General features: G+C 39.0%; 24 protein-coding genes. 12 read left to right on the top strand and 12 right to left on the bottom strand.

Features of this window, described 5'->3' with window-relative positions; genetic code table 11:
- The first annotated feature begins 15 nt into the window (after nucleotides 1-15).
- The 6 genes from H6G73_RS00185 (at nucleotide 16) to H6G73_RS24670 (ending at nucleotide 6,936) form a co-directional block, all read left to right on the top strand.
- Nucleotides 16-1,404, top strand: a complete 1,389-nt coding sequence (locus H6G73_RS00185; RefSeq protein ID WP_190600923.1) for a hypothetical protein — start codon at nucleotides 16-18, stop codon at nucleotides 1,402-1,404.
- Between the two features lies 1 nt (nucleotide 1,405).
- Entirely contained in the window at nucleotides 1,406-2,437 is a 1,032-nt protein-coding gene (locus tag H6G73_RS00180) for an AAA family ATPase (RefSeq protein WP_190600922.1), read from the top strand.
- A gap of 13 nt (nucleotides 2,438-2,450) precedes the next feature.
- Nucleotides 2,451-3,620 carry a hypothetical protein gene (locus tag H6G73_RS00175; protein WP_190600921.1) on the top strand — a complete coding sequence of 390 codons (1,170 nt, stop codon included), beginning with the start codon at nucleotides 2,451-2,453 and terminating at the stop codon, nucleotides 3,618-3,620.
- A complete protein-coding gene (locus tag H6G73_RS24300) occupies nucleotides 3,620-5,650 on the top strand; it encodes a formylglycine-generating enzyme family protein (RefSeq protein ID WP_242034077.1) in 2,031 nt (676 codons plus the stop codon). Before H6G73_RS00175 ends, H6G73_RS24300 begins: the two co-directional genes overlap by 1 nt.
- A gap of 111 nt (nucleotides 5,651-5,761) precedes the next feature.
- The gene (locus H6G73_RS00165; RefSeq protein WP_190600920.1) at nucleotides 5,762-6,616 is read left to right on the top strand and encodes a formylglycine-generating enzyme family protein; all 855 of its coding nucleotides are present in this window, start codon (nucleotides 5,762-5,764) and stop codon (nucleotides 6,614-6,616) included.
- On the top strand, nucleotides 6,592-6,936 hold the full coding sequence (locus tag H6G73_RS24670; protein ID WP_244997473.1) for a transposase: 345 nt from the start codon (nucleotides 6,592-6,594) through the stop codon (nucleotides 6,934-6,936). Before H6G73_RS00165 ends, H6G73_RS24670 begins: the two co-directional genes overlap by 25 nt.
- A 103-nt stretch (nucleotides 6,937-7,039) precedes the next feature.
- Here the strand turns inward: H6G73_RS24670 and H6G73_RS00155 are convergent, their stop codons facing one another.
- The 5 genes from H6G73_RS00155 to H6G73_RS25045 all read right to left on the bottom strand — a co-directional run bounded on the left by H6G73_RS00155 (nucleotide 7,040) and on the right by H6G73_RS25045 (nucleotide 11,439).
- Entirely contained in the window at nucleotides 7,040-8,434 is a 1,395-nt protein-coding gene (locus tag H6G73_RS00155) for a TldD/PmbA family protein (protein WP_190600919.1), read from the bottom strand.
- A gap of 31 nt (nucleotides 8,435-8,465) precedes the next feature.
- Nucleotides 8,466-8,882, bottom strand: coding sequence for a hypothetical protein (locus tag H6G73_RS00150; RefSeq protein ID WP_190600918.1), 417 nt, complete (start codon nucleotides 8,880-8,882; stop codon nucleotides 8,466-8,468).
- A 90-nt stretch (nucleotides 8,883-8,972) separates the two neighbouring features.
- The gene (locus tag H6G73_RS00145) at nucleotides 8,973-9,812 is read right to left on the bottom strand and encodes an FAD-binding domain-containing protein (RefSeq protein WP_190600917.1); all 840 of its coding nucleotides are present in this window, start codon (nucleotides 9,810-9,812) and stop codon (nucleotides 8,973-8,975) included.
- A gap of 78 nt (nucleotides 9,813-9,890) precedes the next feature.
- Nucleotides 9,891-10,913, bottom strand: coding sequence for a tetratricopeptide repeat protein (locus H6G73_RS00140; protein ID WP_190600916.1), 1,023 nt, complete (start codon nucleotides 10,911-10,913; stop codon nucleotides 9,891-9,893).
- Between the two features lie 412 nt (nucleotides 10,914-11,325).
- Nucleotides 11,326-11,439 carry a leucine-rich repeat domain-containing protein gene (locus H6G73_RS25045; protein ID WP_390838854.1) on the bottom strand — a complete coding sequence of 38 codons (114 nt, stop codon included), beginning with the start codon at nucleotides 11,437-11,439 and terminating at the stop codon, nucleotides 11,326-11,328.
- 357 nt (nucleotides 11,440-11,796) lie between these two features.
- Here H6G73_RS25045 and recA point away from each other — a divergent pair, with 357 nt between their 5' ends.
- Nucleotides 11,797-12,873, top strand: coding sequence for a recombinase RecA (gene recA / locus H6G73_RS00135; protein WP_190600915.1), 1,077 nt, complete (start codon nucleotides 11,797-11,799; stop codon nucleotides 12,871-12,873).
- An 87-nt stretch (nucleotides 12,874-12,960) separates the two neighbouring features.
- Here the strand turns inward: recA and H6G73_RS00130 are convergent, their stop codons facing one another.
- Together H6G73_RS00130 and H6G73_RS00125 are read right to left on the bottom strand one after the other, a co-directional pair.
- The gene (locus H6G73_RS00130; RefSeq protein ID WP_190600914.1) at nucleotides 12,961-13,488 is read right to left on the bottom strand and encodes a hypothetical protein; all 528 of its coding nucleotides are present in this window, start codon (nucleotides 13,486-13,488) and stop codon (nucleotides 12,961-12,963) included.
- Between the two features lie 343 nt (nucleotides 13,489-13,831).
- Nucleotides 13,832-14,170 carry a hypothetical protein gene (locus H6G73_RS00125; RefSeq protein WP_190600913.1) on the bottom strand — a complete coding sequence of 113 codons (339 nt, stop codon included), beginning with the start codon at nucleotides 14,168-14,170 and terminating at the stop codon, nucleotides 13,832-13,834.
- A gap of 209 nt (nucleotides 14,171-14,379) precedes the next feature.
- Between H6G73_RS00125 and H6G73_RS00120 the strand changes: the two genes are divergently transcribed.
- The 3 genes from H6G73_RS00120 to H6G73_RS00110 all read left to right on the top strand — a co-directional run bounded on the left by H6G73_RS00120 (nucleotide 14,380) and on the right by H6G73_RS00110 (nucleotide 18,249).
- Nucleotides 14,380-16,482: a TonB-dependent receptor plug domain-containing protein gene (locus H6G73_RS00120; protein WP_190600912.1), complete on the top strand. Its 2,103-nt coding sequence runs from the start codon at nucleotides 14,380-14,382 to the stop codon at nucleotides 16,480-16,482.
- 370 nt (nucleotides 16,483-16,852) lie between these two features.
- Complete coding sequence (locus H6G73_RS00115; RefSeq protein WP_190600911.1) at nucleotides 16,853-17,782, top strand: carbohydrate ABC transporter permease; 930 nt, start codon at nucleotides 16,853-16,855, stop codon at nucleotides 17,780-17,782.
- A gap of 8 nt (nucleotides 17,783-17,790) precedes the next feature.
- Nucleotides 17,791-18,249, top strand: coding sequence for a COG3650 family protein (locus H6G73_RS00110; protein WP_242034076.1), 459 nt, complete (start codon nucleotides 17,791-17,793; stop codon nucleotides 18,247-18,249).
- A 100-nt stretch (nucleotides 18,250-18,349) separates the two neighbouring features.
- Here H6G73_RS00110 and H6G73_RS00105 read toward each other — a convergent pair whose 3' ends face one another.
- The 5 genes from H6G73_RS00105 to H6G73_RS00085 form a co-directional block, all read right to left on the bottom strand.
- Complete coding sequence (locus H6G73_RS00105) at nucleotides 18,350-19,276, bottom strand: phosphodiester glycosidase family protein (RefSeq protein ID WP_190600910.1); 927 nt, start codon at nucleotides 19,274-19,276, stop codon at nucleotides 18,350-18,352.
- 85 nt (nucleotides 19,277-19,361) lie between these two features.
- Entirely contained in the window at nucleotides 19,362-20,603 is a 1,242-nt protein-coding gene (locus tag H6G73_RS00100) for a DUF4912 domain-containing protein (protein ID WP_190600909.1), read from the bottom strand.
- A gap of 1,030 nt (nucleotides 20,604-21,633) precedes the next feature.
- A complete protein-coding gene (locus H6G73_RS00095) occupies nucleotides 21,634-22,254 on the bottom strand; it encodes a cytochrome c oxidase subunit 3 (RefSeq protein WP_190600908.1) in 621 nt (206 codons plus the stop codon).
- Between the two features lie 84 nt (nucleotides 22,255-22,338).
- Nucleotides 22,339-24,033: a cytochrome c oxidase subunit I gene (ctaD, locus tag H6G73_RS00090; RefSeq protein WP_190600907.1), complete on the bottom strand. Its 1,695-nt coding sequence runs from the start codon at nucleotides 24,031-24,033 to the stop codon at nucleotides 22,339-22,341.
- Between the two features lie 124 nt (nucleotides 24,034-24,157).
- On the bottom strand, nucleotides 24,158-25,237 hold the full coding sequence (locus tag H6G73_RS00085; protein ID WP_190600906.1) for a cytochrome c oxidase subunit II: 1,080 nt from the start codon (nucleotides 25,235-25,237) through the stop codon (nucleotides 24,158-24,160).
- Nucleotides 25,238-25,645: 408 nt separating this feature from the next.
- Here H6G73_RS00085 and H6G73_RS00080 point away from each other — a divergent pair, with 408 nt between their 5' ends.
- A complete protein-coding gene (locus H6G73_RS00080; RefSeq protein ID WP_190600905.1) occupies nucleotides 25,646-26,584 on the top strand; it encodes a COX15/CtaA family protein in 939 nt (312 codons plus the stop codon).
- Between the two features lie 39 nt (nucleotides 26,585-26,623).
- Complete coding sequence (locus H6G73_RS00075; protein ID WP_190600904.1) at nucleotides 26,624-26,818, top strand: hypothetical protein; 195 nt, start codon at nucleotides 26,624-26,626, stop codon at nucleotides 26,816-26,818.
- Nucleotides 26,819-26,836: the final 18 nt, after the last annotated feature.

The raw sequence follows: 26,836 nt of genomic DNA, 5'->3' as shown, positions 1-26,836 counted from the left end.
TTTATATTATTGAAAATGACGCGAACTGGAACAATAGTTAGATTTGATTTTGTTGGTTCTAAAGGAGTTACTGATACAGTATACAATTATGCTAATATAGATGGAATCAAGGGTTTTACTGGTCAAATTAAAGAATTAAGGAATAAAGCATTACAAACAGTAAATGAGGAATATCAAGCAGATAAACTACAAAAAATAATTCTTAGAGAAGAAGGAGATGGTGCTTACCTGATTTTTGATAAAGTTGATGAGGCTCATCAATTTGCCCAATATTTACTTTGTAATGAAAAATTTTGGCCATTCCGCATTGGTGCTGCAACTGGAGAAATTACTCAAGATATAGGTGGAGAGTTAGTCGGAAACCCTATTGCTATTGCTCAGAGATTAGAAGCTTATGGAGCAGAAACTGGTTGTTTTTGTATTGATACAGCAACCTATAATGCCCTCTCCCCAGATTTGCAAAATAAGTATAGCCAAAAAACTGTTCAAGGCAAGAAATCGGATAATGAAAATATTCAAGCTTGGCATTGTCAAATGATTGCCAAGGATAATTTAAGATTTCCTAATCAACATAATACTAAAATATCTCCAGATACAGGTTTAAAAGTATTGCGTTATTTAGACTATAGACCCAATGAAGAATACTTCAAAAAAATAATTGATTTAAAAGAATCAGCATTTTTAGTCCAGGCTTCAAATGTCAAAATTCAAGATTGGTTAATCGAAAGATTAATTTATAATATACCTAATTCTCTTCATACTAATCCATATTTTATTAATTTTCAATCTTATGCTATAAGAGGTAATCTAGAAGATTTTTGGCAGGAATTTACAACTATTTCCACGGTTGAAAATCCTACTCAAGAGTCAATAATTGAAGATTTAGCTAACTTGTGTCAGAATAAACCTATAATTATTATCATGCGTCAATTAAACTTTTTAGACCAACCAACAATCAATATAATTTTAGATTTTTGGGAAAACTTAGTTCAGCAAGTACGTTCACTGGAAAATCGTAAAATTCAATCACGGCTGGTATTATTGATGGTAGTAGAACCGAAAGATTTTAAAAATAAATTCTGCACTCCAGAAAACAAATTTAATTTTATTAAACTAAGTGAAAACAAAGTTAGGAGAATAATTCAACAAAAAAATCCACAACCACAAGATGTTTTTTTACTTTCCTCTGTTGAGAAAATTTCATCAGATGATATACAGACTTGGTTGGAAAAAAATGAAGTGTTATCATGCCTAAATTTGAATGATAGTTATATAGATAAGCTGTTAAATAATATTATTCCCTGTTGGAGTGACATTCCTGAAAATGTATTAACTAATATTTGTGAGTCTATATTTACTTTTACTAACGGTCTTGCTGAAATTGAAGCCAAATGGAGATATTAAAATGAACAAACAACAAAAACCAAGGTATCAATACACAGGAGCAGAAAAATTCCAACCTCCTCAAAGTGTAACTAAAGACCCAGAAAAGCGAATATATTATCCTTATCTACCTAGCCCTGATTTAATAGAAGCAGTTAATTTAGCGATCGCACTAGAGCGACCATTATTATTGGAAGGAGAACCCGGTTGTGGTAAAACTCGCTTGGCTGGAGCAGTTGCTTATGAGTTTACCCAAAAGTATCTACAAGACCGGAAAAATGAACAGGGTCAACAAGAATGGTGGGATTATTATATTTGGAATATTAAATCTACAACTCGCGCTCGTGATGGGTTGTACACCTATGATGCTGTTGCTAGATTACGGGATGCCCAATTAATGGGAAATAACCCACGGGAATTAAAAGATTTTTTGGGAGAGAAAGAAACTGAAGAATTAAAGACACGATTACAGAAAAAGGAAAATTATCGGAAGTTTGGAAAATTAGGTCAAGCATTAAAGCCACACTCTCATCGTCCTATTTTATTAATTGATGAAATTGACAAAGCAGATAGTGATTTCGCCAATGATTTATTGCTTGAGTTAGAAGAATTGCGATTAGAAATTCCAGAAACTGGAGAGAAAATTCCTACTCCTGAGCATAAACCAATTATTTTTATTACCAGTAATCGAGAGAAACCTTTACCAGAACCTTTTCTCCGCCGATGTTTGTATTTCTTTGTAGAATTTCCCCAAGAGGATCAGTTACGGGAGATTATCAATAAACGGTTTGGCGAAGAAGTAAAAGATAAAAAATCACTGGTAGATCAAGCCATAGAAAGATTCTATGAAATCCGCAAACTCTTAGAAAAGGTTCCGGGAAGTAGACCACCAGGAACAAGTGAATTCCTAGAGTTTCTTACTGCTCTTTTAAATAAAGAAGATGTTAATAAAGCATCGAAGGATTTAGAGAATTTATCTAAACAATTACCGTTACTGGGAACACTTATCAAGACAAAACAGGATTTGGAGTTGTATCAGAAAAGCAAAAGCTAGAAATATAAATTTTATGAACAATTCTTCATCTGTTGTCCTCGATTCACTATTGTTAGATTTATTCCAAGAGTTGCGAAAAGCGGGAATGGCTCTAACACTAGAACAATATGAGTTATTGCGACAAGCAGTTACTCAGGGGTATGGATTAGGTGGATGGCAAGATATTAAAAGGGTGTGTCGGTTATTGTGGGTAAAACCATCTGCTGATTATGATGCCAATATTTTTGACCGTACCTTTGAACGTTACATAAAGCAGCATCATGATAAGATGCCTGTGCAGTCCTATGAATCAGTTCCACCAAAAACACAACTACCAAAAGATGAGCCTCCGCCTCAGATAAAGCCACCATCAAATCTGCCTCAAATTCCCCCCAGAAGGAGGATTCCATCAACGCAGAAACAAAGCGAAGTCAAAGTTCCAACTGCTGTTCAAACTGGAACTACACCAAAGCCTACCCCAGTCTCTACACCGTTTGAGGAGGCCAAAAAGGGAAAAAAATTTCATTTTCGACCTACAGATTTGCCCATTAAATTACATGATATCCAAGTAACTTGGCGGTTGCTACGACAAGTAAATCAAAGTGGATTGGAAAAAGAATTAGATATAGAAGCGACTATTAATAAAATTGAACAGGAAGGAATTTTTAGTGATGTAGTTATGCGTCCGTTACAAACTAGACGGACAGAACTTTTACTACTGATAGATGATAGTTCCGCAATGATACCTTTTTTTCCTGTTCTTCAACCCTTCATTCAAGCAATAACAGAAGCTAGAATTACACCTGCTAAAATCTATCGGTTTACTAATTATCCCGACGAATATCTTTATCACTGGAATCATCCAACCAAAGCCGAATCTCTGACTAACCTTTTACCAAAACTACATCGTAACCGCACCGTTGCCTTAATTTTCAGTGATGCTGGAGCCGCAACAGCCACCTATAGCCAAGAGCGAATTAAGGGAATATCGCAGTTTTTGACAGCATTAACCCCATGTATTCGCCAAATTATCTGGCTGAATCCTCTACCACCTATACGCTGGGAGCAAACCTCAGCCTGGACAATTGATGCTGTACTTAATGGCAAAATGTTACCCTACGAACCTGCCAGATTGCAAAGGGCAACACGAGAAAATTCCCAGGAGAGTAAAATTAAGACATGGCAGATGTATCCCCAAATCTAATGTCGCCTAAAAATAGAGACGATTTAGCAACTCGCCGCATTCGGGTTTTTGAAAGACGCTACGGAACGAATGCGCTGTATTTGGCCTACCATGCTGCTTTTCCCCTGACCCTCACTTCAGATTTACTCTATTGTTTACGTGAGAATTTTGTTCGTGATGTTCCCTGGTATGCAGTGGCAGATGTATTGCTCTCAGGATTATGCCAAACCGCAGGCTATGACCTGTATGAAATGGAAGGTAAAACAAGAGATGCCTTACTTCGCCAGTTATGCGATGAGTTTGGGGAACAGCGACTCAAAGAACTGGCTAATTTTATGTCTGAGTATATTGCCAGTCGTTTGCAGGCCAACAACGATAACCGGGTTTTAGTTTTGGGAGAACGCCCCGACTGGACAGCATTGGCGTACCTGAGTCCTGATGGACAAGAAGCAATTAACGCTATTAAACAAGAATTGCAACGGTTGACAAGCTCGGCAGATGGTAAAGAGCGTATCAAATGGGCAGCATTAGTAGAAAGTTATGCTGACCTATTATCAGAAAAAGGTTTTCAGCCATTGTTATTAGAATGGGCGCAACAAACACTCGATAATCAACCCATTCAGGATGAGGCTACCAAAATAGCCACACAGATGGGAATTACCCTACAACCTGTCAAGTTTCAAGTAGCAATCATTACTCAAGAAGATGAGCCTACAGAAGAGTTACAACCCTTTGACTTTGTAACAGTGACTGTTGATGCTCGTGGACAAGTTGTTAACAGAGAAAAACAACGAGGGTTTTATTTTGTAGAGTTGTTAGGTGATGACAACCAAGTAGACTTTGAGGAGTCAGAAAAACTCAAAGAAAAATTAATTTTATTAGAAGAGAAAGATAGACTAATAAAAGTTACACAAGAATTATCACAAAATTTAACATATCAACAAACTACTATTGATGAAAAAAAGACTTATTTCAATTTAATAAAAATTAATGAGCGAATTTCTGAAATAGATGAGACTTTAAAAAGGCTATCACCACAACAAACACAACAAATAAAACAGCAACAAAGAGCAAAACTTCAACGGCAGTTATTTTACTTATCCAAAGAAAAAAAGACATTGGAGCATAATTTTGTAAGCAATTTTATATATGAAAATTCTCATGTTGAAAGGTTTAGGATACAGGAAGATATATCATTAGAGATATCAAAGGTTGACGAAGAAATTTCTCAAATCGAAAAGGCTTTAGAAGAACTACCACTAACGCTACCAGTACCACTACAACAAACACAACAAAGAATTATAGGGCTAGAAATGGTAGCAATTCCCGGTGGTGAATTTGTCATGGGTTCTCCATCAAAGGAATTAGAACGCCGAAGTAGTGAAAGTCCACAACATACAGTAACAGTGCAGCCATTTTTTATGGGTAAATATCCAGTCACCCAAGCACAGTGGCAATTTGTAGCTCAGTTGCCCCAAGTGAATCGGGATTTAAATCCCGACCCATCTAATTTTAAAGGAGAAAATCGCCCTGTAGAGCAAGTTTCTTGGGATGATGCTGTTGAGTTTTGCCATCGCCTCTCTCAATATACAGGTAGACCCTACCGCCTTCCGAGTGAAGCTGAATGGGAATATGCCTGTCGAGCCGGAACAAAGACACCATTTCACTTTGGCGAGACAATTACAACTGATTTAGCTAATTATCGTGGTACAGATGATGAAAAAAATCAATGGTCAGGTTCTTATGGTCAAGGACCCAAAGGAATTTACAGACAAGAAACAACAGAAGTAGGGATTCTTAAAGTAGCTAATAACTTTGGATTGTATGATATGCACGGAAACGTATGGGAATGGTGTCAAGACCATTGGCATGAGAATTATAAAAGTGCGCCAACAGACGGAAGCGTATGGCTAGATGATAATAATCGTATACTGCGTGGTGGTTCTTGGTACACCAATCCTAGAAATTGCCGTTCGGCTTATCGCAGCAACAAGGATCTCGGCTCAACGGCATACTGCTTCGGGTTTCGTGTTGCATGTTCTCCTGCGTAAGCTTAATAGCTCTTTTTACTCTTTGCACTTTTTCTTTTCTACTCTTTTTAGCGGAGCAAAGCGGAGCGTTTAAAATTTTTTTTGCAAAATTACAAAAGCCAGTGATAATAAATGCCAAAAATAGTTATCAACCGGATACAGAAGACAGCAAAATGCTATGTAGAAGACTTGGGTAATGGAATTGAACTAGAAATGGTCTTGATTCCAAGAGGCAGCTTTATGATGGGTTCACCAGAAGATGAGCTAGAACGTCGTGACTCAGAAAGCCCTCAGCATTTAGTTAACATTCAGCTATGTTGTATGGGTAAATTTCCAGTCACTCAAGCACAATGGCAAGCAGTAGCCGCCATGCCGCAAGTTAACCGAGAACTTAACCCCAATCCTTCTAATTTTAAAGGTGCAAATCGCCCAGTTGAGCAAGTGTCTTGGTACGATGCAGTCGAGTTTTGCTCACGCCTTTCTCAACATACAGGTAGAAATTATCGTCTCCCCAGTGAAGCTGAATGGGAATATGCCTGTCGAGCCGGAACAACCACGCCATTTCACTTTGGCGAGACAATTACAACGGATTTGGCTAACTATGATGGTACAGACGGTGAAAATAATCAATGGTCAGGTTCTTATGGACAAGGCCCAAAAGGAGTTTATAGACAAGAAACAACAGAAGTAGGGAGTTTTGGAGTAGCCAATAACTTTGGCTTATACGATATGCACGGAAACGTCTGGGAATGGTGTCTTGACGATTGGCACAGTAATTATGAAGGAGCGCCTACAGATGGCAGTGCTTGGTTTAATAGTGATAAAAACCTTATTGACAAAACAGGACAAGCCATGCTGCGGGGCGGTTCTTGGTTCGGCAATCCTGAGATCTGCCGTTCCGCGTATCGCAACTACTACGGTCGCGATTCCCGTTACGACAACTATTTTGGTTTTCGTGTTGTGTGTGGGGTCGGAATAACGTATTAGTAGCTCTTTATATTTCTCAACATTTTACTGATTCGGTACTAATTATTCAACTGGATAATGGTGCCTTTCATCAAGCCAAACGTCTTCAAGTACCAGATAACATCATTTTATTATTTCAGCCTGCACATTCTCCCGAATTAAACCCAATTGAACAGGTTTGGCAATATCTTAAGCGCCGACTGCGTTGGTTACTACCCAAAAAACTTGATGATTTACGTACTGCTCTCTACGCTGAAATTGGGAAATTAACCAAACACATTATTGCATCTATTGCCCGAAGGCAATATATTTTGATGGCTTTATCTGTAGCTGGCTTTTAGAGAATTGGTATTAAATGTGCGTGATTTGAAACCCTTGTAGAGACGTTCCATGGAACGTCTCTACAATCTTTTCTGGAGAGGTCTATTGGTTTCACATGTTATATCAGGTTTCACCGCCAACTACCACTTCTTGAATGCGTAAACTTGGCCCACCACAACCTACAGGTAAGCCATTTTGTCCACCTTTGCCACAACCACCTGATTCATCCCAGTAAAAGTCATCACCAATGGCTTCGATATCTGCTAAGGTTTGAAAAACGTTACCTGAAAGTGTCACGTCTCGAACTGGTTCAGCGATTTTGCCGTTTCTAATCATCCAGGCTTCCCCAGCACTGAAGGTAAACATTTCGCCGTTGGTCATGCCTCCTAACCAATTACGGGCGTAAACTCCTTCTTTAATATCTGTAAATAAATCTGCAACTGGTGTTTTACCTCTTTCAATCCAGGTGTTCGTCATGCGAACGATGGGGGAAAAATGATAATTGAGGCAACGTGCGTTACCTGTGGGTGTTTCGTCTAATTTGCCAGCGGTTTCACGGGAATGTAGTCTGCCTACTAGCACTCCATCTTTGATTAATTGGGTAGTGGTGGCAGGAGTACCTTCATCGTCATAAAAATAGCTGCCACGATGACCTTCTGGTGCTGCCCCATCCCAAATTTGCAATTCTTCTGGGCCGAAACGTCGGCCGATGGTCATGACTTCTAATAAATCGGGGTTTTCATAGGCCATATCAGCTTCGGAAAGATGGCCAAATGCTTCATGGACAAATAAGCCGGTGAGAATGGGGTCAATAACTACGGTGTAGGTGTTGCCTTTAACTGGTGGTAAAGATAGGGCTGCTACTGCCCTTTGGGCTGCACTGGTAATTTGCTCATCTAAATTGGTTAAGTCTTCGTAGGCTTTGCGGGAACCTGTGGTTTCTCTGCCTGTTTGCACTGTGTCACCATTTCTGGCTGTGGCAGCGAAGCGCATTTCCATGTCTACCCAAGATTGTTCTATCAAGGTTCCTTCGGAGGAAGCAATGATAACTCGTTGGGTGCTGTCACCATAACGGACTGAGGTTGTGGTGATGCGGGGATCGAAACTTTTGAGTAGGTTAGTATAGCGATCGCACAATTCTTTTTTTTGTTGCAAAGATATTTGCCTTGGGTCAGTGCCTGTGAGGGGTAATTGGCAAATGGCTTGTACGGGGTCGATGGGTGCGAGGATGGTTTCTTCATCACCCACTAATCGTGCTGCTGCGATCGCTTCTTCTATCCTCTCACTAATTGTGGCTAGCTGGTTAAAACTGCTCAAACCCCAGCCACCCTTATAACAAGCGCGAATATGCCCACCAATCGATATACCTTCGCTGAGAGTCTCCACCTTATTGCCACGCAACACAATATCCGTGTCTTCTGCTTCCTCCAACCGAATCATCAAATAATCAACACGGGAAGCATAACGGGCAATGAGGTCAGTCAGTAAATTTTGAGCGTCAGCAAGTATATTTGGCATTTCTCGGTGAGAACCTAAATTGAGGATAATGTCAATCCCAGACGTACTTGTCAGCTACTTTCCAATAGCGGGAAAATCTTTTCAAGTCAATGTAACCATCATAATCAAAAAAAGGCTCCACTTCTAAAACTTCTAATTCTAAAGACCTCTCAACTTCCGTGCAAATATCATCAAATCGGGGACTGGGGCTATCAGTAGTAACTACTAAACTGGCATCATGTTCTTGAGCAAAAGTCAAAATTTCCTTAGCCACATCACCACGGCGAATTTCCACAGGTAACTCTAACAGGCATTCGTAAATAAAAGTGAGACGTTTAAAACTCAGTTGCCATGCTTCAATTAACGCCTCATCCCACACCCAAATAGCCGGGGTATTAGGATATTCTTGCAGTGCAGGGTTGTAGGGACTAAGACAGTCTCCATGTATCCAAATAATCGGTTTATTCATTCTAGAATTAATAATTGAACGCGGATAAACGCAGATGAACACAGATAATCATGAGCAATGGATTTCATATGCCCATCACTTCTCATTTGATTATTTTCGTCTTTTCCCTTTCTGCCAAGTTTGACTATTGGGCTGTTTTGTAAATTCTCCCTGGGGAAATAGACGCTTTTCTAATTCTGTATAACTGCCTTCAAAATCACAATTACCGTAAAGAGAACATTGACGACAATAAACACCTTTAGTGTATTTTTCTAAATTTTCTCTATTAAAAAAATAGGGTTTATGACTAAACGTACTAGCTACCCACTGCCAAGACATATTATTACTAGCGGGGTCTCCATCTAGCAAATGTTGTAGAAACCATTTCGCCCCAGCTTGCCATTGAATTTTGCGCCAATGAATAATATAAGCTGCTAACCACATTCGCATGTGATTATGTAAATAGCCTGTTGCTTTTAACTCATGGCTAAAGCTATCAATACACACTCTACCAGTTGTCCCAGCTTGAATATCTGAGGCTAACTCTGGTGCATAATCTTTCGCTTGATAACCTGTTTTATATTCTTCTTGGTCTTGCCAAATATTATTTCCTAGCTTGACATACAATCTCTGCCAATAGTCACGCCAAGCTAATTCATTAATTAATTTAGCAGCATCGTCTTTATTTTCAACCTGCTCAAGGATATAATCACGAATTTCCCGCAAACTTAAGACACCATAGCGAATATAAGGTGAAAGTTTAGTCACTGCACCTGTTAAAAAGTTACGAGTTTTACCATAGGTAACTGGGTCTACTTTTTGTAGTGCTTTTTGTGCTGCCTTTCTTCCTCCCACTATGGTGCTGATTTCTTCCCCTCGTTCCACTACTTGGGGAAATTGGCTGCGAAGATAAGTTACTAACTCATCGCGACTTTGAAAATCACGTAACATAGTTTTTCTACATTCCCACATTGGCAATACCTTCTACCAATTCTATGGGAAGTAGTGCGGGAATTTGTCCCATCCAGCCTAAATATTGTCGATAAATTGCTGTACTTTTTTGAGTAGGGGCTGATTTTCCATTTGCTTGGCTAAGTCTTGAGCATTGTCATAGCAAGAACGTGCTAATTTTTTGCGCTTGGTTGTGGCATAAAGATTACCCAGATTTAACCAAGCTGATATTTCTCCTAGCCCATCACCCAATTCTTGATAAATAGCGATCGCTTGTTTATAAAACTTGATCGCTTTATAGTTATTAGGAATCAAACTGTAGGTATAGCCAATATTATTCAGCGTTGCTGCTTCACCGGCTCTATCGTTTAATGTTTGACGTGCCAACAAAACCAGATGATAAAGTAGTAGTGCTTGCTTTGGTTTACCTAAATCGCAATAAGTAGAAGCCACATTATTTAATGTAATCGCCTCTCCTGACAAATTTTTGACAGCTTTTTGAATTGGTAACGCTTGTTGAAAATATTTCAGTGCTGTTTTAAATTTACCTTGCACACTATAAGCAAAGCCAATCCCATTTAATGTCACAGCTTCACCAGAAAAATCACCAATAAATTGACGCATATTCAAAATTTGGTGATGCAGTAATAAGGCTCTTTTCGGTTCTCCCAATTTAGTATATATCAGAGCCACTTCATTCAAACTAGAAATTTCACCTGGTATGTCTTCTAGTTTTCTCAAAATTTGCAGTGATTTTTCCAAATATTGTAAAGCAATGTCATATTTTGACAATCTGCTGTAGGTTGAACCTAAATTACTTAAAGCAATCGCTTCTCCTTGCTGATAGCCAAGTTCTACAGCGATATTAACTGCTTGATGAAAATAATCTAATGCTTTTTGAGGTTGACAGCAACTGAGGTAGGCTAACCCAAGATTATTTAAAGCATAGCCTTCTTTTGCTCGGTCAGGAATTGCCCTAGCTAAGTGCAAATTTTCCCTAGCAATTTGCAGATATTCCTGGAATTTACCTTGTTTATAGCAATAATTGGCGGCTTGAAAACTCTGTTCCCAATCTTTGAGTTGATTTAAAGGTTTTGTCATCTGCCCTCAGTTGCTCTATTCAAAAAGATAGGTCGCTCATTCCTGAGTAGATACATCTTGAGGAGGAAGTATCTCAAGTGTAACCAATTAGGAGTAGACCTTATTTTCTACCTTTAGGTATAAGACGTAAAGATAGAAATGTGGCAGCGATATTGACTTACTCAAAGATTATCGTTAGTCATCTAGTTAAAAGCTCACTATTTAAACTCTAGATTTTTGATTTTGTTCAATTTCCAGACATTTTAAATAATTGTCTAATTTACCGTATATATTTTCTCACTTTTTGCATGTATCCAGGTTATGGATAGCAGATAATTAGAGCATAAGAGACTTCCAGAAAATAAACTATGTCATCATCAATAATAATAATCATTCTCATGCAGATGCTGTCTTTTGTTTTTTTTGGAATAACTTATTCTCTGGAATTCCCTAAGTTCCTGATCCCCTCAGGCAGACTACTGAGTTGATTATTGCTGAGGTCGAGGGTTTGCAAATTGACCAGTAACTTACGAAACCCGCAACTCATAGGGGCAGGATAACCCCACCCCTCCAATTTGGCATAATTTATTTTTTGGAGTGCCCTAACAGGATGCTATCTAGCTACAGATTGGCATAGGCAAGAATTCCATCTATCTACTTTCCCCCTACATCGACGAAAATCTTTTACCCCAAAACCCAAAATTAGGGATGTGGTGAGTTAGGATCTACTCCAAAGCACCGTCATCATCGCATTTAAGGGGTATTACTCATCCAAAATCGAAAATTCAAAATCTAAAATTGTTATGAGTTGTACTATTGTCACATTTTCCAGTTAAAATAGTATATCTGTTCTAATAAACCCCCAAACCCAATTCTTCTTAAATCAATATATTTAGAGGCTCTAATGGCTATCAACACAGACACTGCGGGCAAGCAAAAAGCGCTAAATATGGTACTCAACCAAATTGAGCGTAGCTTTGGTAAGGGAGCGATTATGCGCCTGGGAGATGCTACTCGGATGCGGGTAGAAACCATTTCCACTGGGGCGCTAACCTTAGATTTAGCTTTGGGTGGTGGTTTACCAAAAGGGCGAGTCATCGAGATTTATGGCCCGGAAAGTTCTGGTAAAACTACAGTAGCACTCCATGCGATCGCTGAAGTTCAAAGAAATGGTGGTATTGCCGCCTTTGTAGACGCAGAACACGCCCTAGACCCTACCTATGCAGCCGCCTTGGGTGTAGATATTGAAAACCTCCTGGTTTCTCAGCCAGACACAGGTGAATCAGCCTTAGAAATTGTTGATCAATTAGTCCGTTCCGCCGCAGTTGATATTGTAGTCATAGACTCAGTAGCCGCCCTTGTACCCCGTGCAGAAATCGAAGGTGATATGGGTGATGCTCACGTTGGTTTGCAAGCCAGGTTAATGAGCCAAGCCTTACGTAAAATTACAGGTAACATTGGTAAATCTGGTTGCACCGTCATCTTTATCAACCAATTGCGGCAAAAGATTGGAGTCACCTATGGTAGTCCAGAAACCACCACTGGTGGTAACGCTTTGAAATTTTACGCATCTGTGCGTTTAGATATCCGTCGTATTCAAACCTTGAAAAAAGGTTCTGATGAATTTGGCAACCGTGTGAAAGTGAAGGTAGCTAAAAACAAAGTTGCACCACCCTTTAGAGTTGCTGAGTTTGATATTATCTTCGGTAAAGGCGTTTCTACTTTAGGTTGTTTAGTAGACCTCGCAGAAGAAACCGGAGTGTTGATTCGTAAAGGTGCTTGGTACAGCTATAACGGTGAAAACATTTCCCAAGGAAGAGATAACGCCATTAAGTATTTAGAAGAAAAGACCGAATTTGCTGACAAAATTAAAGACTTAGTGAGGGAAAAATTAGATAAAGGTGCAGTCGTTTCTGCTAATTCCGTAGCGAAGAATCAGGACGATGAGGAAGAAGAAGAAGTGGATTTAGAGGAAGAATAATCAGCAAATTGAATTAGGGAAATCTCATGAAAGTCTGAACCTGATGTGTAGTTCAGACTTTTTTATGAAGTTGATTTTAGTGTCAACCTATTTTTCTTCTACCACTTCAAAATCAAAGGTTGCTATCAACCGCTCATCGATATATACTTCTATTTGATGCTTGCCAACGGGATCTCCTGGTGCGATCGTCCAAAAGTTCTCAATTACACCATTTACAGGCGTTTGACTCCGTTTAGAAGTAGCTGTTTTCCCATCTTTTGAGATCGAAAAATCTTCACTAAACTCTGTACTCCAAGTCTCTGGGGCCTTTGGTAACCGCAGTACCTCCCGCCATTTCACCTCTCCTTGATATTTATCTAATTGAATTCGCCAGCCATAAACATATCCTTCTTGTAGCGGTACTTGAGTCGTGGGAATAAAATTTGCTTTGCCCCGATTAATTCTTTTAATTCCAAATTCAGCATTATTAACAATCACCTCTTGATCATTTTCTGCTTCAGAAGTTTCAGGAGGATTATCTGCCAAAACAATGCTACTATGATGGGAATCGGTAGTAGTAACTCCGCCAATTAAACACACCGTAGCCAATGCTACTCTAGCAACCAACATTTTCATAAACATCATTTCTCTATTAGATATTAGTATTTAATTTCGTGATTTATACCCTCATTCCGGGTTAACAAGTCAATTTAATTATCTAGTAAATTTGCATTCATATTATTAATATAGGGTGTGTTTATACCAATTCTGTATTAATCTGCGCTGCATTAGCAGCAGACTTTAGGATTGTGTATTAACCTAGATGATATGCTGTAGGCTAATATAACATCACTTCACAGAGAATTGGTATAAAAAAGTCAATTATTACACACCCTACATTGTACACCTGCTGACAGGTAATTATTTACGGCATCGCTACATCCTAATTGCTAACAAAAGTCATAGGCAAGTTTGAATTTTAGTCTTCGTCAAGTGCAGGGAATATTTCTTCAAACTGCCACAACTTATCTTTATTTTCGATAAACCAAATTCTCGTTTCTGGAATTAACTTATTCCAGATAACTTCGGCAGAAATATAAGGAGAAGTATATTGAAACTCTTCTCCAAGACACTTGAGATTATTCGCTACATTTTGCGGAATACCAAAACTTTCCCAATCAACTTTTAATCTTCTTCCAGAAATACCCCCGCTAGGATCAAAAATTAATTGAGATGCTCTGATTAGATCAGCAAAATGTTGTGGTTTAAGTCCAATAATCTCCTGAATCTGTAGTGATTTTTTAGGCTCTTGAGACATGTCACTGGAGTGATAAGGATAAATTTTGCGTAGAACTTAACGCCAGAGATTATCCCATTATTTTTAGTTTAGCGCAGAAAATCTCTGCCATCAGCCATCAAATAGCAATGGTCATCTTCACTAATAAGTATGACGACTTGTCTGTTGACACATTTTCATTATCAGATAAAGAATGGTGTGACTGTTTTTACATGTGTGTGTGAGCAAAAATGAATAAGTATATTTTTCTATTGCCAGTGTCTTTGCTAAATTTACTGGCATTTTCTCCTGTGTTTGCCGTTGAAGAAAATTCGCCAAAAAATAGTAATCAATCACAAAAAAACACGTTAGATATTCCCAATTTGAGTGAAAATTTCATACCTGTAACTAGGGCTGAGTTATTAACTCAACAGCCAAAAACAAATGATAATGAAAAAGAAACCGAGGCAGAAGGAAATACTACCATTACTGATGATGCAGATATTTTTCTTGAAGCTATTGGAGAGAAAGATTCTCTTCCTGAATCTACACCAACTTATGTCATTGAGAAGGAAGAGATTCAAAAGCAGGGAGCTAGTAGCGTTGCTGAAATTCTCAAAAGACTACCTGGTTTTGCCATTAATGATGTAGGCTATGGTGCAGATATTCATACGGGTACATACTACCGAGGAGCGTCTATTAATCAATCTGTATTTTTGATTAATGGCAGACCTATTAACAACAACATTAGCACTTATCACGGTAATACAGATTTAAATAGTATTCCTGTTGAATCTATCGAAAGAGTAGAATTATATAGTGGTGCAGCTTCTTCTTTATATGGTTCATCAGCCTTTGGTGGAATTGTCAACATCATTACTAAGCAAGGTGATGGTAAACCCAGATTCACAGGTACTGTTGAATTTGGATCACTCAGCTTAAATAATCAACAAGTTAGCTATGGTGGTAGTACCGATGCTGTTAAATATAACTTTAGCTTTGAAAGATATTTTGTCGATAATCGTTATCCTGTACCTGTAGGTGCTGCAAATCGCGACTCCCAAGGTTTTTTATTTAACGCGGATACAGCAACAAGTACATATTTTGGCAGTATTGCTGTTGATATTAATCCCAAAAATTCATTAAATTTAGATATCAAAACCTTGAGTAGTCGTCGAGGATTAATTTATTTTGGTTTTCCATTGCAAAAAGATAGATTAGACCATGATGGTTTGAATATTGGTTTGGCTTGGAAAACACAACTTGATGATAAAAGAAATTCTATTTTGACAACGACAATTGGTTATAATCAAGACTACTTTAGCACCTACGGCCCAACTGTTTTTCAGGGGACAGAATATTACCGCACAGCTATTTTAGATACAAAACAGTTTTCTGCTAGAGTAGACCATGAGTGGAAATTTAATCAAGATAATCGCTTACGCTGGGGAATAGATTTAAAAAATACAGATTTAAATGGTGACGTATTTAGTACCAGTCCTAATAGAGCTAATAATAATGAGCGAGAGGATAGAAGTGTAGTCAATACTGCATTATTTGCAGTCAATACTTGGAACATTAGCGATAAATTTTTAGTCGATTTAGGTGTAAGACAAACCTTTGATGGACAATTTGGCAACTATCTCAATCCTAGTGTAGGGATACGCTATGAAATTTCACCAACTATAGCTATTCGAGGTAGTTGGATAGGAGCACAGCGTAATCCAGGTTTAGACCAATTGTATGTGTATGATACAGTTCATGGTTGGGAACCAAACCCAGACTTAAAACCAGAAACTGGTTCAGCTTGGACTGCGGGAGTAGATATAAATTTATCTAGCAATTTGCAAGGGCAGTTTACTTATTTTGGTAGTAGTTTAGATAACCGACTAGGCATTATTAATGGTAGATGGGAAAATATTGGTTTAGTTGATACCAATGGTTTAGAAGCAGCGCTACAGTTGGAAATTAACCGAACATGGTCTACTTTTGTCAATTACACCTACACAGATGCAGAAATCAAAACAGGCACAGAAACGGGTTTGCAATTAGGATTAATACCTTATTCTTTACTACAAACTGGTATCGCTTATGAAAATGCCGGATGGCAAGCTAATTTGTATTTGACTTATAATAGTGGTTCTCGTCGCTCTCTCTACAATAAACCTGGTGACAAAAATACAGATTTTTCACCCAGTTTTGTAAATCTGGATTTTAGTGGACGTATTCCAGTCAGTAAAAATGTGGGATTGATGCTTCACTTAGAAAATTTGCTAGGTGAGCAATATGAGCGAGTCAATCGTATCTATAGTCCAGGTTTTACTTTTCGCTTAGGGTTAACAGCCAATATCTAATCAAAGGCATAGAAATAAACTTGAGCTAAGAGATACTTGATAAAGTAAATCTTCAATTGGAGGGTGTATCATACAAAGCTTAACTCACCCTCTTTTCTGGTGCTTGACTGAAGCATCTCAGTAGGTGAGGTGTTAGTTTAATGCTGGCTACGACTATCTTTAGATGATAAGAATGATAAACTATAACTTGACAAATGAGTGTAACAATCAATAAATTTGGGGAAAATTTGATTTTTGCGTTTATAGTTATTGTTGTAGATGTGTTTGTGAAAAAATAATTGTATTCTTCACATTGCCTATATCTAAGGTCTCAAAGTAAATAATAATTCTCACCCGTTGTGCTTAAACTCAGCTAAAAAAATTATATTTTATGTATAAATTAAAATCTCAAGATTGGATTATACTGCAACAACAACTCATCCCTTATATATTTATCGCTCCTGCTTTATTAATTTTAACTTTAACTGTATTTTGGCCTGCTATACAGGCATTCTATTTAAGTTTTACCAGTTATCAAATTATTGGTGAATCTGCTCAATGGGTAGGTTTTAAAAACTTTTGGCGTTTGGCAAAGGATGAAGTGTTTTGGAAAACCTTAACTAACACATTCCTTTATTTAGTTTGCGTTGTCCCCATTTTGGTAATTGCACCTTTAGGGTTAGCAATATTAGTCAATCAAAAATTACGAGGGATGACTTGGTTTAGAACTGCATACTATGCACCAGTAGTAATTTCTATGGTTGTGGCAGGAATAGCTTGGAAATGGTTGTATGCAGAGAATGGTTTATTAAATCAAGTGCTAAAAACTATCGGTATTTCTCCTGAAGGTATACCATGGTTGACTAGCTCAAGTAAATTATTAGGTATAGTACCCATTTCTCTAGCTAGTGTCATGGCCGTGACTATTTGGAAAGGGTTAGGTTACTACATGGTCATTTATTTAGCAGGATTGCAATCTATTCCTAATGATATTTACGAAGCTGCTGCAATTGATGGTTCTGATGGCATTTATAAACATTTAGATATTACCTTACCTTTAATGCAACCTTACTTGGCCTTGGTGGCTGTTATTTCTTCTATTTCAGCGACTAAGGTATTTGAAGAGGTTTATATTATGACTCAAGGAGGCCCCCTTAACAGTTCTAAGACCATCGTTTATTATTTGTATGAACAAGCATTTGCTAACTTGGAAACTAGTTATGCTTGCTCTATTGGCTTAGTTTTATTTTTGATAATTGTGGGTTTATCAGTTTTACGTTTTTTAGTTGATCAACAACAGGGTAAGAATGTAGGCATTTAAAATGCTAAATGTATAGAGTCATCGAAGATTATTTACCTGAAGATAAAATTATGAAAAATATAATTGTTTTATCTGTTTGCTTGGCTAGTACGGTAATTGGTTTGCAGGCTGATGCTGTGGAAAAAACACTTAATACTCAAGATATGATTGTGTCGCAAAATTCACAAAATGAAGTTTTTATTGCACGAGGAACAGAACCTTTTTGGAATATCAACGTAAGTAGACGAGGTATTTTTTATACTGATATTAATGGGAAAAAGCTAAATTTCCCCTATGTAACACCATTGAAGGCTGAGGGTCGTTCTGCTGATTTGGTTCGAGTGTATAAGTTGAGAGGTAGAAATAATACTTTAATTATTACAAAAGTGAAAGAGTGTAGTGATGGAATGTCTGATCAAAAATATCCTTACGCTACTACTTTGATTTTGGGTAACCGAGTGTTGGAAGGTTGTGCTGAGAGAAAATAAATGCAATCAAGCAACCAAGCAAGACCAGAAATTAGGGATTTTGCAATAAATCTGATGTTTATTGGTAAACGAAAAAATGAATAAAGTACAGGATAATTAATTATTTTTTATAAATTAAAAACACAGAGCCAATTGGCCCAAAATTATCGACGTAAACTTTATTATTGTAATACAATCCAGGAGACATACCGCCATCAAATAAAAGTCCCTCTTCAATACGACCTAAACAATTTTTTCTGGCTATTCCTTCTAAAACATCATCAAATTGACTGGGTAGTAATTCTTTGTTGTTACTAGATATTTCTAAGCTAGAATTAGCTTTCATATCATTAACTAAAAGAATCACAAATCCTCGACTGGTAATTGCTGCCATTGAGCGATTAGTTGCTCCTTTGCAGGCAAATTCTCCCAAAGCTTTACAGATATCTTTAAATTGTCCATCAGTATAAAATCTCCCATTGCCACCGACTAAATTGTAATTGAGGTTATCGTTACCTCTTCTTCCTTTATCAATGGTTGCTATTCTTTGTCTTGGACTTCCTCCAGAAATACCAAAGGAGGAGCGTTTATTTTTAAATGCACCAGAATACTCAATACCTCGCGAGATATTTAACCCTTGGGGTTTATTATCAGTACCTATATAGTCAGCGTTAATGGCAGCAATGGGTTTTTTACCTGATAATGTTGAATTTTGATCAGTAATCAGGTCTCGAAATTGTTTAGGTATATAATCACGACGAAATTTACTTTTAGTATCTTTAGTATATATTTTATGACCTAAACCCACATTAACTTTAAAGTCTAATTGTGGTGACTTAGGGTTAAAAATAATCACATGATTAATGCCTTTAGCAAATCTTTCACCACGATTATTAGTTTTAAAAAATTCAATACTAAAATTGGGGTCTTGACCAGGACAATTGGTAACAGGTTTGGGTGCTGATTTAGCAACCATATCTTTACACCCAGAGATTAAGCCTGTAGAGATGAGCAAAATAGATAATAAAAATAATTTGTGGTCAGACATAGAATCAATAAAAAAAACCGCTACAGATAACTATAGCGGGGAAAAATGTAAATTGCAGTTATGGCGTAATGTGAAAGTTAAATTTTTAAGCAAACCATTCTAAAACGGCTTCTTCTTTGGTGTTGGTATTGCGAGATGGTGTTTCACGTTCAAATTTCATATGGATAGAACGGGTTTGTTCACCATCAGCTGCAACTGCCAAAATGGGATAGTCGATTAAACCATCTTGGAAGGACATTTGGAAGCGGAATGTACCATCTGAATTCAGTTTGATGGGACGACCACCAATGGTAACAGTTGCGTCTGGTTCGGTTGCACCGTAAACAATTAATTCTGCATCAGCAACTAACCAGAATTTGCGGGGACGTACTGGTACAGCAGAAGCTGAGAAACCAACTCCAGACATACCTACACCGGACATGTTGATTCCAGATGCGGTAGGAACTGCCCACATTCCGACTCCAGAGGGGAAAATGTAGGAACTGATTGCTTGTTCTGGACGGACGGAACCAGGTACATGCTGCATGGAACCAAAGATAGAACCAGCAACTCGTTGAGCTTCCGCAGATTCAGCTAAACCAAAGATTTGGTCATAGATGGGGTTGCTAGCAGTAGCACCTGTGGCGATTTTCTTGGCAGGAGGTACGAGTTCGTATAAGGTTTTGCCACGTAGGTCTTCTTCAAAGTCTACTGTGATGAAGACATCTTCAATCCAATCGGAAGGATACACTGGTGGAATGTGTACTCTGGCAGAACGAGCTAATACTAACCAACGCCCATCAACTGTACGATATCCGATATCTATAACATAATCGCGATCGCTCACGGGAATTGGCAAGTACCATTCTCTGGCTAGTTCATCCGCAGGATACTCTTGGATGCTATGGGGACTTTGATAGTCTAAGTCAATGTCAGTGACATCATAAATCCGTAGTGCTAATTGTTGTCCACCTTCACGACGGAGTTGTTCTTTATGGTCGTTAGGAATGTCCCAATAAGCATAAGCCCACTGAGGGTCACGCGGTAGCAGTACAACCCGGCTTTCACCGTAACCACCTGGTAAATCTGCCAGTCCTTCATCAACATCCGCAAGAGAACCACCAGTACGGTCTTCTTGACCTAGCTCAAACTTTGCTGCTTCCACGCTTTCCTGTGCCTCCAGTGAACGAGATGTACTGAGAGAAAATTTAGTTCGCTGGACTTCTTGAATTGATGCCAGCAATTGTGATTTACGCATTCGGCTATAGCGAGATATCCCATATTCACTGGCAACTTTACGTAGTTGTCGTAGTGTCATCTCCTCTAGCGGCGGGCGTTCTTTTGCCATTAATTTGGCCTCCAGTCGTTTTAACGGTCAATATCTTCTCTGGGTTATAAAATGTTTTATTGCATTTAAGACACCACAGATGAATTTGTTATTCCTGACTCCTGGTATTGCCCAGTTTTTAAGGTTGTTTAGTTCGTTTTTATTACTCCCTTGACATTCCTGTTCATGCTTGGTTGAGCAATGACCGAGGTTTACAGGAGCATTTTTTTATTTTGTTAAGTAAATATTAACCACTAAGTCTTTATCGGGATCAAGGGGTGCAAAGATGCTTTATCAACGATTTGACGTATTTACCGGCTCTTGCGGGATCAAAATGTCATGATATTCTGACATGTTCTATTTTTATTAGTACACAAAGTTATATTTTACTGACATACTGTTTGGTAGAGTTGAATGAAATGCCAAAAAGCCGATTGGGTAAACCTTTGAGAGATTTATAGCAGGTGACAGGTGACAGTGCTAGAAGCTTTTGGATATCTCAGTTTTAGCTGTAGTTAATGTCCTAACTGCTTTTTCTACGGCTATAGTCTAGGATAATATTGGATTAAAAATGTTTTAGCGATACTAATATATAGTACATTTGAATAGAAGCTAAAATAAAAACCCCCTAGCGGGGGGGGTCTGTCATTTATTTAGTGGAGTGAACAACTACTAATTCATACTCAGAGTCAACATAGTTATCCGCATAAAATGATCCCAATCACATTCACGAAGTGCTGAGAAATTTCAGTAGTTTCAATTAACATGGACTAGTTGCAGATTAAATTTTCAACAAATACATTTGTAGGTTTATTTATGGTGGCTTGAAAAATTTGTCTCCTTGATAAAAACCGGGAAAATTATAATTTTCAGTAAAAATGCGTAATTAAATCAAATTTATCTATTTGCTGAGGCTTTTATTTAATAATCTTAATTTTTCTGCTTGATATTCATACTTGCTAGTCATGAAGTAGCAAATGTACTGATAATAAAAAACCCCTGGAGGGGGTCTGTCATTTATTTAGTGGAATGAACAACTATTAATTCATTCTTAGAGTAAATAGAGTAATCCGAACAAAATGATCCAAATTACATCAACAAAGTGCCAATAAATTTCTGCGGCTTCAATGCCGAAACGTTTTTCACTGGTGTAGTGGCCAGGTTTAAGCGATCGCCACAACACTGCTAAAATTGCTAAAACCCCTATGGTCACGTGCAAACCGTGAAAACCAGTCAACACATAAAAGGCACTGGCAAACAAATTTGTTGTTAAACCAAATTCCAAATGGGTATATTCATAAACCTGACCCACCAAGAACACTGTACCCATTATCGCGGTCAGGGTTAACCAAACCCGCATCCCTTTCACATCATTCTTTTTAATTGCGGAGTCAGCATTGTGCATAACAAAGCTACTAGCAATCAAATTGGCTGTATTCACTCCTGGTAACAACAGTTCTAAATCTGGTGTGCCGGCTGGTGGCCACACAGGAATAGTGGAACGAAATGTTAGGTAAGCACCAAACAAACCCATAAAAATCATCCCTTCTGCCACCAGAAAGAAAATTAGCCCAAATAAGCGATGGTCTGGATGATCTGCATGGTGAGCAACAGTGGCTGTATGGTGATGATTGAGCGCAGTTTTTGCGGGGTCAATTGTCTGACTTTGCATGAATTTATGAATGGTAAGAGAACAGGAAATAGGGAACAGGGAAAAACTTTCATCAAATAGCCCACCTGTTACCTATGGACGCATTTAAACACCAGACTCAATTGTGGGATAGGGTTCGTCAGGCTTCACACTTAATACAGCATTGATATCAACATTTTGACTATGTGAGCCATAATCATAGGGGCCTGTAGTCAACACAGGGTCTGTATCAAAATTCTCAATGGCTGGTGGTGAGGTTGTCATCCACTCTAAGGTCAATGCTTGCCAAGGGTTATTACTAGCTTTTTGACCATATAACCAACTCCAAATGGCGTTAATGATAAATGGCAAGGTAGAAACTGCGAGAATATAAGCGCCGTAGGTGCAAATTTCATTCAAAAAGGTAAATTTGGGGTCATATTGAGCAACACGGCGATTCATCCCCATCATTCCCAATTTGTGCATGGGTAAGAAGCACATATTCAGACCCACAATAGTGAGAACAAAGTGAACCTTACCCCAAAACTCATTGAGCATCCTACCGGTCATTTTCGGGAACCAATGATAGATAGCGGCAAAAATGCCTAAAACGCTACCACCAAAAAGAACGTAGTGGAGATGAGCAACGACGAAGTAGGTATCGTGAACATGGATATCAAAGGGGACAGAGGCTAACATCACGCCACTAATCCCACCAATCACGAAAGTACCAACAAAACCCAGTGCAAATAGCATGGCGCTGTTGAATTGAATTTTGCCTCCCCACAAGGTTGCTAACCAGCTAAAAATTTTGATCCCTGTGGGTACAGCGATGATCATGGTAGTGATCATGAAAAACATCCGCAACCAGCCAGGAATACCACTGGTGAACATGTGGTGGGCCCAGACGATGAGTCCCAAAAAACTGATGGCTAGAGAAGAATAAGCGATCGCCTTATAACCGAAAATAGGCTTACGGGAGTGGACTGGGATCACCTCAGAAATTGCCCCGAAAAACGGCAAAATCATGATGTACACTGCCGGGTGGGAATAGAACCAGAACATATGCTGATAAACCACCGGGTCACCACCACCACTGGGATTAAAAAATGTTGTCCCCGCAATTAAATCAAAGGCCAACAAAATCAAACCTGCGGCTAACACAGGTGTAGAAAGTAAAACCAGGGCAGAAGTGGCCAACATTGCCCAACAAAATAAAGGCATTTGATGAAAGCCCATCCCTGGAATTCGCATTTTCAGGAGGGTAACAATAAAGTTAATCGCCCCCAAAATGGATGAAGTCCCCAACAAGAGGACACTCATAATCCAAATGCCCTCACCCACTTGACCTGTAACCAAACTCAAGGGAGGGTAGGAAGTCCAACCTGCATCTGGGGCATCACCTACAGCTAAACTGGCGATGAGCAACACACCTGCTGGAGGTATCATCCAAAATGCCACAGCATTCAACCGTGGAAATGCCATATCCTTGGCCCCAATCATCAAGGGGATCAAATAGTTAGCAAATCCTGCCCCGGCTGGCACAATCCACAGGAAAATCATGATTGTGGCGTGGAGTGTGAACAAGCTGTTATACACTTCAGGTGTGACAAAATCTACGTCTGGTGTGCGTAATTCTGTCCGTACCAAATCAGCTAACACACCACCAATACAGTAAAAGATAAAGGATGTTACCAGGTATTGAATGCCAATTACCTTATGGTCGGTGTTGAAAGTAAAGAATTCCCACCACTTTCGCACCCCTGATTCTGACCCAGAACTGGGAATGTTGGCAGTTTCTTGTAATTGTGCTTGAGTCATAAAAGTTTTTTATTTGTCATTTGTCATCAGGTGTTTGTCTTCACCATTGACTGTGCCAGAAAATTTTGGCGTTGAGGTTGTTCAAGTCTTCAAGCTGCATCAAAGGTGCAGTCATTTCCCATCATTAATGAATGTGCTGCAACATTTCTGGGTGAATGCCCATCTCCTTGGTATAGGGCGCGAGGAATTCTTCTGGTGACATATCTGCTGGGTTAACTGCCACCGCTTGATTCATTGTCTCTTGACTAGCGACAACTTGCTCTTGCATCCATTTGTTAAAAGCTTCTGGAGACTCTACCACTACCTGAGTTCTCATTGCACCATGGTAAGGGCCACACAGTTCAGCACAAATTAGGGCATAGTCACCAGCTGTTTTCGGTGTGAAACGCAATTCTGTTTGTCTACCGGGGATCGCATCTTGTTTGAGGCGAAACTCTGGCACCCAAAAGGCATGAATCACATCATTGGCTGTCATATTAATTTTCACTTCCCGACCGATGGGGAGGTGTAGTTCACCTGTACTTATACCAGTTTCTGGATAGGTAAATAGCCAAGCATATTGCAGTCCGGTGACATTCACAAGTAATTCTGGTGGTTTTCCTTGTTTGTCAGAACTTGCCCCTAAAGTAGGCGCTACACTACCTGCACCAGGCGCATCTCGCAATTGGGGAATTTGGTCAGCGTTGCGAACTGCTGCGGTTGCTGGGTCTTGCATCGCTGCATCGGACTTTTCTTGATTGAGGTTTGGTTGGGTACTGGGAGGAGTATCCGTTAAGGTGGCAGCAATAGCAGTTCCCGGCATGGCCATTGATTCTTGCATGATGGGTGGTTCATGCATGGCGTGGGGATCAAATCCACCGATTTCGTTGTAGACATCAAAGCTGTATACAGAAATTCCCAGGACGATAATTGCGGGTATGGCTGTCCAAAGTATTTCTAAAGGTACATTACCTTCTATGGGTGGCCCGTCTTGATTGTCTCCTGGGCGACGACGGTATTTAAAAACACAATAAATTAAAAACCCTTCTACTATCAAAAATATACCTGTAGAGACTGTCATCATTGTGTTGAACAGACCATCTACTAAGGTGGCTTCATCTGTGGCAGCAGTTGGTAACAGTCCATGATTTTGACCGTACCAGAGGCTGACTAACGTTAAGACGATGCCTATGAGTAATGTCCAGATTGAACTTGGAATTTTCACGGCTCAAGAAAAAGAATTTACTACGTTATCTTAACGTTGCTCACTTACTAAGGTAGTGCAGCATTGGGGAGATGATGGGCGATCGCATGAAATTTTTATTAATTTTTTCAGGTAATATCCTAATTTTGAGTAAAAGTGAGTTAGGCAGGATTGCCCTGAGCTTAAGACAATTAAAAACAAAAATTAGGTAAATTTTCCATAATTTTCGTTAATTGTTTTTTATTGATTATTTACATCTTAAAAAATGCCTAAATCTTACAGCGCGAAGTAACTCAAGTGAGCCAAAGTATAAGGGAAAGCTCATCTCTTCACCTCAACTGAATCAGTTAGGTTAGAGATAAGTTTGGTACTGAATCAAGATCGAAAATTTTCAGCAGCGCTCACAAAGGCGGGCAGAAGGTATCGTTAATGAACGAATTTGTCCTACAACCAGAAAATGAAACAGCCACCCAGCAACAGCCAAAAGATATGATTCGTCGCTTGGTGTGGAAGATGTGTATAGCTACGTTGATTTTGATGGCTATAGGCAGCGCCACCCGTGTGATGAATGCTGGACTTGCTTGTCCAGATTGGCCTTTATGCTATGGCGAATTAGTACCAGCCAAGCAAATGAATCTCCAAGTATTCTTGGAATGGTTTCACAGACTGGATGCAGCTTTAATTGGTATGAGTGCGATCGCACTTTGTGGTTTATCTTGGTGGCATCGTCGGTCCTTACCCAATTGGCTACCTTGGGCTTCTTCATTTGCCCTATTTTTAATCGTGTTCCAAGGTATTCTAGGGGGTCTCACTGTTACAGAATTACTCCGCTTTGATATTGTTACTGCCCATTTAGGAACAGCACTTTTATTTTTCACTACCCTTTTAATTATTGGCACTACACTCATTCCCTACCAGGGAACGGGAACAGTTGGAAAATTGCCTTGGGTGGGTTTAACGGCTGCTGTTTTGGTCTACCTACAAAGTCTCTTAGGTGCTTTAGTTGGTTCTCGTTGGGCTTTACATCAATGCTTTGCTGGGTATCAACTCTGTACCATGATGTACAGCCATATTTTTGGATTAGTTCCACCTACTGTCGCCACCCTAGCATTAGTATTCATCTCCTGGCGCACACCAGCACTGCATCCAGCTTTACGAAAAATAGCAAATCTAGCTGGTAGTTTGTTGCTTTTACAACTGGGATTGGGAGTTGCTACTTTCCGCTTACATTTACAAGTTGAACCTCTCACCGTGTCTCACCAGGCTATTGGTGCTACTTTGTTGGGAACTTTAGTAGTGTTCACAGTATTAGCATGGCGTGACCAGCTTGCTCATCGGGAAATGATGTTGGCAACAGGTGATAGGTGAAAGTATTCCTCCCTGCTTCCATAAACAATACAAATAGCTTTGACTCTACATATAGCAGGTGACAGTGCTAAAAGCCTTTGGGTATCTCAGTTTTTAGCTGTAGTTAATGTCCTAACTGCCTTGTATACAGCTAGACAAAGCTTTATGACTAATCTTGACGGGATGTGGTTGACAACCTCTTCTCAGATAGCTGTGTGGAGAAATTCTCCCATTAAACTGAGTCGGGGTTGCTGATAAGTTCTTGAAACATAA

This window comes from Richelia sinica FACHB-800 (assembly GCF_014698825.1).
Lineage (GTDB): Bacteria > Cyanobacteriota > Cyanobacteriia > Cyanobacteriales > Nostocaceae > FACHB-800.
This window is presented reverse-complemented; position numbering and strand designations above follow the sequence as displayed.

Excerpts from the sequence above, each read along its gene's own strand:
- H6G73_RS00175 (WP_190600921.1), top strand. The coding sequence starts at position 2,451 with ATGAACAATTCTTCATCTGTTGTCCTCGATTCACTATTGTTAGATTTA.
- H6G73_RS00115 (WP_190600911.1), top strand. The coding sequence starts at position 16,853 with ATGTATAAATTAAAATCTCAAGATTGGATTATACTGCAACAACAACTC.
- H6G73_RS00145 (WP_190600917.1), bottom strand. The coding sequence starts at position 9,812 with ATGTTACGTGATTTTCAAAGTCGCGATGAGTTAGTAACTTATCTTCGC.
- H6G73_RS25045 (WP_390838854.1), bottom strand. The coding sequence starts at position 11,439 with ATGAGTTGCGGGTTTCGTAAGTTACTGGTCAATTTGCAAACCCTCGAC.
- ctaD (WP_190600907.1), bottom strand. The coding sequence starts at position 24,033 with ATGACTCAAGCACAATTACAAGAAACTGCCAACATTCCCAGTTCTGGG.
- H6G73_RS00150 (WP_190600918.1), bottom strand. The coding sequence starts at position 8,882 with ATGAATAAACCGATTATTTGGATACATGGAGACTGTCTTAGTCCCTAC.
- H6G73_RS00130 (WP_190600914.1), bottom strand. The coding sequence starts at position 13,488 with ATGAAAATGTTGGTTGCTAGAGTAGCATTGGCTACGGTGTGTTTAATT.
- H6G73_RS00140 (WP_190600916.1), bottom strand. The coding sequence starts at position 10,913 with ATGACAAAACCTTTAAATCAACTCAAAGATTGGGAACAGAGTTTTCAA.
- H6G73_RS00155 (WP_190600919.1), bottom strand. The coding sequence starts at position 8,434 with ATGCCAAATATACTTGCTGACGCTCAAAATTTACTGACTGACCTCATT.
- recA (WP_190600915.1), top strand. The coding sequence starts at position 11,797 with ATGGCTATCAACACAGACACTGCGGGCAAGCAAAAAGCGCTAAATATG.
- H6G73_RS00165 (WP_190600920.1), top strand. The coding sequence starts at position 5,762 with ATGCCAAAAATAGTTATCAACCGGATACAGAAGACAGCAAAATGCTAT.
- H6G73_RS00120 (WP_190600912.1), top strand. The coding sequence starts at position 14,380 with ATGAATAAGTATATTTTTCTATTGCCAGTGTCTTTGCTAAATTTACTG.
- H6G73_RS00100 (WP_190600909.1), bottom strand. The coding sequence starts at position 20,603 with ATGGCAAAAGAACGCCCGCCGCTAGAGGAGATGACACTACGACAACTA.
- H6G73_RS00125 (WP_190600913.1), bottom strand. The coding sequence starts at position 14,170 with ATGTCTCAAGAGCCTAAAAAATCACTACAGATTCAGGAGATTATTGGA.
- H6G73_RS00080 (WP_190600905.1), top strand. The coding sequence starts at position 25,646 with ATGAACGAATTTGTCCTACAACCAGAAAATGAAACAGCCACCCAGCAA.
- H6G73_RS00185 (WP_190600923.1), top strand. The coding sequence starts at position 16 with ATGACGCGAACTGGAACAATAGTTAGATTTGATTTTGTTGGTTCTAAA.
- H6G73_RS24300 (WP_242034077.1), top strand. The coding sequence starts at position 3,620 with ATGTCGCCTAAAAATAGAGACGATTTAGCAACTCGCCGCATTCGGGTT.
- H6G73_RS00180 (WP_190600922.1), top strand. The coding sequence starts at position 1,406 with ATGAACAAACAACAAAAACCAAGGTATCAATACACAGGAGCAGAAAAA.
- H6G73_RS00095 (WP_190600908.1), bottom strand. The coding sequence starts at position 22,254 with ATGCAAAGTCAGACAATTGACCCCGCAAAAACTGCGCTCAATCATCAC.
- H6G73_RS00105 (WP_190600910.1), bottom strand. The coding sequence starts at position 19,276 with ATGTCTGACCACAAATTATTTTTATTATCTATTTTGCTCATCTCTACA.
- H6G73_RS00110 (WP_242034076.1), top strand. The coding sequence starts at position 17,791 with ATGTATAGAGTCATCGAAGATTATTTACCTGAAGATAAAATTATGAAA.